The 8,813-nt window shown below is 65.4% G+C and carries 10 protein-coding genes and 1 pseudogene; 4 read left to right on the top strand and 7 right to left on the bottom strand.

Going from position 1 to position 8,813, the window contains the following annotated elements; all coding sequences use genetic code 11:
* Positions 1–122: 122 nt before the first annotated feature.
* The 4 genes and pseudogenes from FJ311_14820 to FJ311_14805 all read right to left on the bottom strand — a co-directional run bounded on the left by FJ311_14820 (position 123) and on the right by FJ311_14805 (position 4,631).
* Positions 123–818, bottom strand: coding sequence for a tetratricopeptide repeat protein (locus FJ311_14820; GenBank protein MBM3952710.1), 696 nt, complete (start codon positions 816–818; stop codon positions 123–125).
* 3 nt (positions 819–821) lie between these two features.
* Positions 822–1,985 carry a cyclic nucleotide-binding domain-containing protein gene (locus tag FJ311_14815; GenBank protein MBM3952709.1) on the bottom strand — a complete coding sequence of 388 codons (1,164 nt, stop codon included), beginning with the start codon at positions 1,983–1,985 and terminating at the stop codon, positions 822–824.
* Positions 1,982–3,834: pseudogene (locus FJ311_14810) on the bottom strand (O-acetylhomoserine aminocarboxypropyltransferase). The gene FJ311_14815 and the pseudogene FJ311_14810 overlap by 4 nt, the downstream one beginning before the upstream one ends.
* A complete protein-coding gene (locus tag FJ311_14805; GenBank protein ID MBM3952708.1) occupies positions 3,831–4,631 on the bottom strand; it encodes an enoyl-CoA hydratase in 801 nt (266 codons plus the stop codon). Before FJ311_14805 ends, FJ311_14810 begins: the two are co-directional and overlap by 4 nt.
* Before the next feature lie 144 nt (positions 4,632–4,775).
* Between FJ311_14805 and FJ311_14800 the strand changes: the two genes are divergently transcribed.
* A complete protein-coding gene (locus tag FJ311_14800) occupies positions 4,776–5,207 on the top strand; it encodes a PaaI family thioesterase (protein ID MBM3952707.1) in 432 nt (143 codons plus the stop codon).
* Between the two features lie 25 nt (positions 5,208–5,232).
* Here the strand turns inward: FJ311_14800 and FJ311_14795 are convergent, their stop codons facing one another.
* Positions 5,233–5,823, bottom strand: a complete 591-nt coding sequence (locus tag FJ311_14795) for a bacteriohemerythrin (GenBank protein MBM3952706.1) — start codon at positions 5,821–5,823, stop codon at positions 5,233–5,235.
* Positions 5,824–5,871: 48 nt separating this feature from the next.
* On the opposite strand from FJ311_14795, the gene rplM reads away from it, so the two are divergent.
* The 3 genes from rplM to argC all read left to right on the top strand — a co-directional run bounded on the left by rplM (position 5,872) and on the right by argC (position 7,853).
* Positions 5,872–6,336: a 50S ribosomal protein L13 gene (gene rplM / locus FJ311_14790; GenBank protein MBM3952705.1), complete on the top strand. Its 465-nt coding sequence runs from the start codon at positions 5,872–5,874 to the stop codon at positions 6,334–6,336.
* Between the two features lie 5 nt (positions 6,337–6,341).
* Complete coding sequence (gene rpsI / locus FJ311_14785) at positions 6,342–6,827, top strand: 30S ribosomal protein S9 (protein ID MBM3952704.1); 486 nt, start codon at positions 6,342–6,344, stop codon at positions 6,825–6,827.
* Between the two features lie 81 nt (positions 6,828–6,908).
* Positions 6,909–7,853, top strand: coding sequence for an N-acetyl-gamma-glutamyl-phosphate reductase (argC, locus tag FJ311_14780; protein ID MBM3952703.1), 945 nt, complete (start codon positions 6,909–6,911; stop codon positions 7,851–7,853).
* Between the two features lie 9 nt (positions 7,854–7,862).
* Here the strand turns inward: argC and FJ311_14775 are convergent, their stop codons facing one another.
* Both FJ311_14775 and FJ311_14770 read right to left on the bottom strand, forming a co-directional pair.
* Complete coding sequence (locus FJ311_14775) at positions 7,863–8,489, bottom strand: class I SAM-dependent methyltransferase (GenBank protein MBM3952702.1); 627 nt, start codon at positions 8,487–8,489, stop codon at positions 7,863–7,865.
* Between the two features lie 46 nt (positions 8,490–8,535).
* On the bottom strand, positions 8,536–8,813 hold a 278-nt coding region (locus tag FJ311_14770; GenBank protein ID MBM3952701.1), incomplete at its 5' end, for a DNA topoisomerase IV subunit B.

Genomic DNA, 8,813 nt, shown 5'->3' with positions numbered 1-8,813 from the left:
TTGAACGACCCGCAGAAAACGCACTTGCGGCCCCGCTCAAAGTTGGCCGCACACCCGAAAACCCTCGAACCCCCTATAACCATGCGCCTTTCCTCCTAGCACATGGTTACGAATCGCCCTAATTACCGAAAATAATCCTCCGCCGCGGCGGCTTCGTGACGTTCAGCCAAGACTCTTCCTATGTTGACGAGAGCATCGGCATGCGCGGGATCAATTTCGAGAGCCGAGCGAAAATGCTGTTCGGCCGGTTCGGGCTCGCCGGTTTCGAACAAGGCAAAACCCAGGTTGTTGCGCGCGTCGGCGGCGAACGGTCCGGTGCCGGTCAAGCGGCCGAGCAGGGGGATCGCTTCGTCGGGCTGGTCGTTTTTGAGCAGCAAGGTCGCGAGATTGTAGGCCGCGAGCGTGTGCCCGGGTTCGGCCTCGATCGCGCGGCGGAAACATGCCAGGGCTTCGTCGGTCCGGCACCGGGCCGCGAGGGTAGTGCCGAGATTGTTGTGGGCGTCGGCGAAGCCAGGGGCGAAAGCAACCGCGCGGCGAAATCTTTTTTCCGCGTCGTCGAGCCGTCCGACAGCCTTGAGGAGTTGCCCGAGATTGTTGAGGACATGCACGTCGCGCGGCGCCCGCTTCGAGGCCTTTTCCAGAAGTTCGATCGCCTCGACCGTTCGACCGCGGCGGTGAACGAGGATGCCGAGCAGATGCAGGGCGTCAACCTCGCCGGGGATTCGGGCAAGAACGGCGCGATAGGCGGCTTCGGCATCATCGAGGCGCCCGCCACGCTCGAGATCCTGGGCGTGAGCGAGCATGTCGGCGACGTTCATGGGTTATGCGCCGGTTTCCGCGCGTTCGAGTTCGGCGAGGCGCTCGTCCATGGTCTTGCGGAGCTGTTCGGCGAGTTCGGGCACGTCGCGCAGCAGGCGAGCGAAATCGTCGGTGCCGAGAACCAGCAGGGCGCAGTCGGTTTCCGATACCACCGTCGCCGTGCGCGGCGCGTGCTTCAGGAGCGCGATCTCGCCGAAGTAATCGCCGGCGCCGAGGCGCTTGGGCGCCGGCAGAATGTCGACCGCGACTTCGCCCGACACGATGAAATACATCGCGTCGGCCTGTTCGCCGCGGCGGACGACGGCGTGGCGCGCGGGCACGTTCTTCGCCTTGAGCACGCTGACGATGTCGGAGACGCGCACCGCATCCAGCTTGCGAAAGAGCGGAACGTTCGCCACCAGCCGCCACGACACGACGAAGTCGTACTTGCGGATTTCCTGGACGAAGCCGGTGGCGAGGATGCCGGTCGGCAGCGCCAGCAGCCCGATGCCGGACAGCATCAGCAAGCCGCCGAACATCCGGCCGAGCGGCGTCGCGGGCACCACGTCGCCGTAGCCGGTGGTGGTCATGGTCACGATGGTCCACCACATGGCGCGAGGGATGGTACCGAACTTTTCCGGCTGCATCTCGTGTTCGATCAGATGAATGACGCTCGCCGCGAACACCAGCCACATGCCCGCGATCACGACGGTGGCGAGCAGGGGGCGGCGCTGCAGGAACACGACGCGGGCCAGCGCCTCGAACGCGTGCGAATGGCGGGTCAGCTTCAGCAAGCGGATGATTCGGAGAATGCGCAGGAATCGCAGATCGATGCCGACGACGGCGCCGAGGTAGAACGGCAGGATGGCGAGCAAATCGATCAGGGCGTGAAAGGATAGGGCGTATCTCCATCGCGCCCGTACCGGCGCGAGAGCCGCATACGACGGATTTTCCGGAACGACCCAGAGCCGGAGCGCGTATTCAATCGTGAACACGACGACCGAGAAGACTTCGAACGCCCAAAATTGGGGGCCGTAGGCGTCCTCGATCTCGGGGATCGATTCGAAAACCACCGCCGCAACGTTGGTCAGAATCAGAACGACAATGAGGATGTTGACGACGTGCACCCAGCGCTTGCCGGGCAGCGGCTCCTCGATCAGGTGATAAATCCGCCGGCGCGCGGTCAAGTGTTCGCCGCCTGGGTCAAGGCCCGGTCGAGATCGCGAATCAGGTCGTCCGCCGACTCGATGCCGATCGACAGGCGCACCACGTCCGGCCCGGCGCCGGCGGCGACTTGCTGCTCGAGGCTCAACTGGCGATGGGTGGTCGAGGCCGGGTGCAGGATCAGCGAGCGTGTGTCGCCGAGATTGGCGAGATGCGAAAACAGCTGGACCGACTCGACCAGCTTGACCCCGGCTTCGTAGCCGCCCTTGAGGCCGAGCGTAAACACCGAGCCCGCGCCCTTGGGCAGATATTTTTTGGCGAGGGCATGGTAGGGGCTGGAGGCCAAGCCGGCGTAGGACACCCAGGCGACGGCCGGGTGCTGTTCCAGGAATTCGGCCAGAACTTGCGCGTTGGCGACATGGCGTTCCATGCGCAGATGCAGGGTTTCGATGCCGGTGATGGTGTAGAAGGCGTTGGCGGGCGCCATCGCCGGTCCGAAATCGCGCAGGCCCACGGCGCGCGCCTTCATGGTGAAGCCGAAATCGCCGAACGTCTCGTAAAAGGTCAGGCCGTGGTAGGCGGGATCGGGCGCGGTCATGGTCGGGAACTTGCCGCCCTTGGTCCAGTCGAACTTGCCCGATTCGACCAGCGCGCCGCCGATCGAGGTGCCGTGGCCGCTCAGGAACTTGGTGGTCGAATGGACGATCAGGTCGGCGCCCCATTCGAACGGGCGGCAGAGATACGGCGTCGCCAGCGTGTTGTCGACGATCAGCGGAATGCCCGCGTCGCGGGCTATCCCCGAGACTTTTTCCAGATCGACGACGATGCCGCCGGGATTGGCCAGCACTTCGATGAAAATCGCCTTGGTCTTGGGGGTCAGCGCGCGGCGGAAGTTTTCGGGGTCGCGCGGATCGACGAAGTGGCAGGTCCAGCCGAGCCGCTTGAAGCTGATGCCGAACTGGGTGATGGAGCCGCCGTACAGGTTGCGCGAGGCGACGAACTCGTCGCCGGGTTCCAGGAGCGTGAAGAACGCCAGAAACTGCGCGGCGTGGCCCGAGGCCGCGCACACGGCGGCGCGGCCGCCCTCGAGGTTGGCGATCCTTTCTTCCAGCACCGACACGGTCGGATTGGTGAGCCGCGAGTAGATGAAGCCGAACGTCTGCAGGTTGAACAGATCGGCAGCGTGTTCGGCGCTCTCGAACACATAGGACGTCGTCTGATAGATCGGCGTATTGCGCGCGCCGGTGACCGGATCGGGCCGGGCGCCCGCATGCACGGCGCGGGTCGCGAAACCGAATTCGGGCGGAGCCGCCTCGCGCGCCGGTTTCTTGTTCGAATCGGGCTTGTCGTTCATGGCCGCATCTTCGGGCGCTTGGCCGACACGATTCCGGAATTGACCCCGGACCAGGAAAGCTCGCCGAACAGCCGACCGTATTCGATCTTGGGGCAGCGGTTCATGACCACGATCAACCCGGCTTTCTCGGCGCGCGCGGCGGCCGCGTCGTTGCGCACGCCGAGCTGCATCCAGATCGCGCGGATGCCCTTGGCGGGCGCGAGCCTGATCGCCTCGTCGACGATCGGGCCCGCCGCCTCGGACGAGCGGAAAATGTCGACCAGATCGTAGTTGTCGGGAATGTCGGCGAGCGAGGCGTAGGCGGTTTCGCCCCAGATTGTCTGGCCGGCCGCGCCGGGATTGACCGGAATAACCCGGTAGCCCTTGCCTTGCAGATACTTCATCGCGAAGTTCGACGGCCTGACCCAGTTGGGCGAGGCGCCGACCATGGCGATCACCCGCGTCGATTTGAGAATGCGGCGGATGAAGTCGTCGTCGTAACGCAGTTCGGCAGCCGGAGCCGCGGCCTGTGGGGTCATGACTCGGTCCACCGGGGCGGGCGCTTGGCGATAAAGGCGTCGATCCCTTCGCCCGCGTCCTTGAGCATCATGTTCTCGGTCGCCACCCGGCTCGCGTAGTCGTAGGCGTCGGCCAGGCCCATCTCGATCTGGCGGTAAAAAGCCTCCTTGCCGATCTTGAGAACGCGCGATGATTTGGCGAGCAAAGTCTCGGTCGTTTCGGCGAGCGCGCGGTCGAGGTCCGCCGGCGGCACGATCCGGGTGACGAGGCCGATCTCGTGCGCCCGCTTGGCGTCGATGACGTCCCCGGTCAGCAGCATGTGCATCGCCGCCTTGCGCGACACCGCCCGGCTCAAGGCCACCATCGGGGTCGAGCAGAAGAGGCCGATATGCACTCCGGGCGTCGAGTAGGTGGTGGTGTCGGCGGCGATGGCGATGTCGCAGGTGGCGACCAGCTGGCACCCGGCGGCGAAGGCGGGGCCGTGCACGCGCGCGATCACCGGCTGGGGCAAGCGGGTGATGGCGAGCATGATACGGCTGCATTGACGGAACAGCGCCTCCTGGAATTTGCGACCCGGGTTGGCGCGCATTTCCTTCAAATCGTGGCCGGCGCAAAAGGCGGGGCCCGAGCCCGCGATCACGACGACGCGCACCGAACGGTCTTCGGCAATGGCGGCCAGCTCCCGCTCCAGCGCCGTCATCAATTCGCGCGCGAGCGCGTTGCGTTGCGCCGGCCGGTTAAGGGTGAGCGTGGCGACGCCGTCCCCGTCGGCGCGCAGCAGCGTGGCTTCGATTCTGGCCTGGGCGGCGGCGGTCATGGTTGAGTTTCCCTGGCGGGTGGGGGAGCGGGAATCTTCCTGGATTTCGGCCCCTCCTGGCAAGCCCCTGGCCGGAGTTATTTGACGTTAACGTCAACGGCACGTACCCTCGGCGAAGACAAACGCCCGCGAAGGCAAACGAACATGTCCAAGATCACCAAGGCCGAATTCAACGCCCTGATGGCCGAGGAGATTCCGTGGGCGGTGGAATCCGGCATCCGCCTCGCCCGGCTCGCGCGCGGCCGCGCGACCCTGCGTCAATCCTTCGGTAAGTCCATGCTCAGGCCCGGCGGCACCATTTCCGGACCGACCATGATGGCGCTCGCCGATCTGACCATGTACGTGACGCTGCTCAGCGCCATCGGCAAGGTCAAGCTCGCCGTCACCACCAACTTCAACATCAACTTCCTGCGTCGGCCCTTTCCCGGCGGGCTGGTGGCGGAAGGGAAGGTCATCAAGCTCGGCAAGCGGCTGGCGGTGATGGAGGTGACCATTTTGTCGGAAGGCCACGCCGAACCGGTCGCGCACGCGACCGGCACCTATTCCATTCCGCCCGCGTCGGGCTCCAAGGATTAGGACGCCGGGGATCGAGTTGTAGAGATTAAGGCGAGCGCGCGAGGAGTTTCCGGGTGTAGTCCTTGTCGACGTGGGCGAGATCGGATTCGCGGCCTTTCATGACGGGCGCGTATTGTATGTCTTCGCCGCGGATGTGCCCGGTGATCCAATCGCGCATGAATGTGAGCAAGCGGGTCTCGATCCCGTCGCGCAATCCGCCGGCGTAGGCGTCGCGTAAGAGCTGCAAGGATTCGACCAGAGCCCGGTGGCTGGCGCGGTGGGCGTCCAGCCCGGCGTAGCCGACGGCGGCCATCATCGCTTCCTCGCGGCCGAAATGGTATTCGGTGTAATCGACCAGGCCGTTGATGATGCTGGCGACGATGGTGTCGGCCGACCCTTCGGCGATGGCACGGTCGAGTTGGTTGATGAGGCCGAACAGCATCTTGTGGTCGGTATCGAGGGCTTCGATACCGACGCTCATGGCGGGAGTCCAGACGACGGCGGGCATGGCAATTTTATCCATGGGGCCTATAGCACGCCGAAGGAAATCCGACAAAGAGCGAGGTGGCGTCGAGGTAACATGATACCTCGATTTAATCGACTGATAATGATAGGCATTTCCGGGTTGACAGCCCATTTTTCTCTGACATACTCCGCGCCCTCGCGGCCCCAGGACCCATTCGCCATGAAGACCTATTCCGCCAAACCCGCCGACGTCACGCGCAAGTGGTACGTGGTCGACGCCGAGGACGTCGTGCTCGGCCGGCTCGCCAGCCTGCTCGCGCTGCGCCTGCGCGGCAAGCACAAGCCGATGTTCTCGCCCAATATCGATTGCGGCGACAACATCATCGTCGTCAACGCCGAGAAGGTGCGGCTCACCGGCAACAAGCGCGCGCGCAAGGTGTTCCATTGGCACACCGGCCACCCCGGCGGCGTCAAGACCCGGACCATGGGCCAGATCCTGGAAAGCAAGGCGCCCGAGCGCGTCATCGTGAAGGCGGTCGAGCGCATGATCACCCGCAACCCGATGGGCCGCGCTCAGATGCGCAAGCTGCACGTCTACGCCGGGCCCAAGCATCCGCACGAGGCCCAGAACCCGGAAGTTCTCGACCTCGCCGCGATGAACCCGAAGAACAAGAGGAGCGCCTGAGCATCATGGCCGAAACGATCAAGTCGCTCGCCGATCTGAAGGAATCCCCGGCCGCGCCGGTCGCGGCGGGTCCGGCCGCGCCGACCGAGCCGGTGATCGACGCCCTCGGCCGCTCGTACGCCACCGGCCGGCGCAAGAACGCGGTCGCGCGCGTGTGGGTCAAGCGCGGCCCCGGCAAGATCACCATCAACGGCAAGGATTTCCAGGCCTACTTCGCCCGCCCGGTGCTGCAGATGCTGATCAAGCAGCCGCTGATCACTTCCCAGCGCGACGGGCAAATCGAGATTTGGTGCACGGTGACCGGCGGCGGGCTGTCCGGCCAGGCCGGCGCGGTCCGCCACGGCATCAGCCGCGCGCTCACCCTCCATGAGCCGGGCCTGCGCCCGGTCCTCAAGAAGGGCGGCTTCCTCACGCGCGATTCGCGCGTGGTCGAGCGCAAGAAGTACGGCCACGCCAAGGCGCGACGCAGCTACCAGTTCTCGAAACGCTGATTCCCCGCGAGAAGCTTTTCCGGTTCATCGGGCGCTCTCATCGGGAGCGCCCGATGTGTTTTTGGGGTAGGATCAATGACCATGACGGCAACCGTATTCATCGACGGCGAGGTCGGCACCACCGGCCTGCAGATCAAGTCCCGGCTGGAAGGCCGCAAGGACGTGCGGCTGATCCACCTGTCGGATTCGGCGCGCAAGGACGCGGCCGCGCGGAAAGACGCGATCGCCTCGGCCGACATCGCCATCCTGTGCCTGCCCGACGACGCGGCGCGCGAGGCGGCGGCGATGGTCAAAGGCAGCAACGCCCGCGTGATCGACGCCTCGACCGCGCACCGGACCGATCCCGATTGGGTCTACGGCTTTCCCGAACTGATGCCGGGCCAGCGCGACAGGATCGCCCACGCCGCGCGGGTTTCCAATCCCGGCTGCTACGCCTGTTCGGCGGTGGCGCTGCTCCGGCCGCTGATCGGCGCCGGAATCATGCCCGCCGATTTTCCCGTCACCGTCACCGCCATTTCCGGCTATTCCGGCGGCGGCAAGAAGATGATCGCGAGCTATGAAGATCCGAGTGCGCCCGATTACACCGAGAGCCCGTTTCGGGTTTACGCCCTCGGCCTCGAGCACAAACACGTGCCGGAGATCGAAAAACAGTCGGGCCTGACGACACGGCCGTTGTTCGTGCCGAGCGTCGGCAATTTTCGCCAGGGGATGATCGTCCAGGTGCCGCTGCACCTCGCGCAGTTGCCGGGAAGGCCCGCGCCGGCCGACCTGCACGCGGCACTCGCGTCGCATTACCAAGGCGCGCGGTTCGTCACCGTCGCGCCGCTCGCCGATCCGCCGCCCGCCAACCTGGAGGCCGAGACCCTCAACGGCACCAACGACCTCAAGCTCTACGTCTTCGGCAACGCCAAGCGCGGACACGCGGTGCTGGTGGCGGTCTCCGACAACCTGGGCAAGGGCGCCTCGGGCCAGGCGGTGCAGAACCTGAACTTGATGCTGGGCGTTTCCGAGGCGACGGGACTTTGACGGCGGCGCTTATTTCCGCGCCCGGATCAATTTGATGATGTCGGCGTAGAGGAAAGTTTCCTCCACGTCCCGAAAGCCCGCTTCGCGCGTAAAGCGATCGGTTTCGCGGTCGAACCCGGCGCCATAGACGCGCGCGACCCACGGCTCCCACAGTTTCTGCACGGCGCGCCGGACCGGATCGGTCGACCACGTGTATTCCAGCATGCGGATTTCGCCACCCGGCTTGAGCACGCGCTTGATTTCGGCCAGCGCTTCCGGTTGCCGTTCGTTCGGCAGCACGCAGAACAGGAACGAGGCGACGGCGAAATCGAACGTTTCGTCGGGAAACGACGTCCGGCACACGTCCATTTCCAGCAGCGGCACGGAAAGGCCGAGACGGGTTTGGCGCTTGACCGCGCGCGCGAGCATGGCGGGCGAGAGATCGACGCCGATTACGTCCGCGCCCGGCGGGTAATAGGCGAAATTGCGCCCGGTGCCGCAACCGGCATCCAGCACGCGGCCGCGCACGCCGGCGAACAGGTGCTTGCGCAACGGGCGATAACGGCCGTGCTCGAACGGCAGGTCGAGCAGGTCGTAGAGACGCGCGATGCGGTCGTAAACGGCGCGGGTCAAGCGGCGGCCCTCCCGCGCGAAAATAAAACGGCGGCGGCGATTGCCGCTTGACCGCCGTCAAGCCGGACGCCTAGACGTCCAGGTCCTTCACGAACTTGGCGTGTTCCTGGATGTATTCGAAGCGCAACTCCGGCTTGCGCCCCATCAGGCGCTCGACCAGGCGCGCGGTTTCGCGCGCCTTCGCCCCGCCGATCTTTTTCGACGGCACCTGCACGCGCAAGAGCGTGCGCGAGGCCGGGCTCATGGTCGTTTCCTTGAGCTGCGCCGCCGGCATCTCGCCCAAGCCCTTGAAGCGGCTGATTTCGGGCTTGGCGCGGGGAAATTCCGATTTCAGCACCTTGTCCTTGT

It is taken from the genome of Rhodospirillales bacterium (assembly GCA_016872535.1).
GTDB lineage: Bacteria > Pseudomonadota > Alphaproteobacteria > Rhodospirillales > 2-12-FULL-67-15 > 2-12-FULL-67-15.
This window is presented reverse-complemented; position numbering and strand designations above follow the sequence as displayed.

What these genes read in the sequence shown, in the direction of transcription:
- FJ311_14820 (MBM3952710.1), bottom strand. Translation starts at nt 818, where the DNA reads ATGAACGTCGCCGACATGCTCGCTCACGCCCAGGATCTCGAGCGTGGC.
- FJ311_14805 (MBM3952708.1), bottom strand. Translation starts at nt 4,631, where the DNA reads ATGACCGCCGCCGCCCAGGCCAGAATCGAAGCCACGCTGCTGCGCGCC.
- rpsI (MBM3952704.1), top strand. Translation starts at nt 6,342, where the DNA reads ATGGCCGAAACGATCAAGTCGCTCGCCGATCTGAAGGAATCCCCGGCC.
- rplM (MBM3952705.1), top strand. Translation starts at nt 5,872, where the DNA reads ATGAAGACCTATTCCGCCAAACCCGCCGACGTCACGCGCAAGTGGTAC.
- FJ311_14795 (MBM3952706.1), bottom strand. Translation starts at nt 5,823, where the DNA reads ATGGGCTGTCAACCCGGAAATGCCTATCATTATCAGTCGATTAAATCG.
- argC (MBM3952703.1), top strand. Translation starts at nt 6,909, where the DNA reads ATGACGGCAACCGTATTCATCGACGGCGAGGTCGGCACCACCGGCCTG.
- FJ311_14800 (MBM3952707.1), top strand. Translation starts at nt 4,776, where the DNA reads ATGTCCAAGATCACCAAGGCCGAATTCAACGCCCTGATGGCCGAGGAG.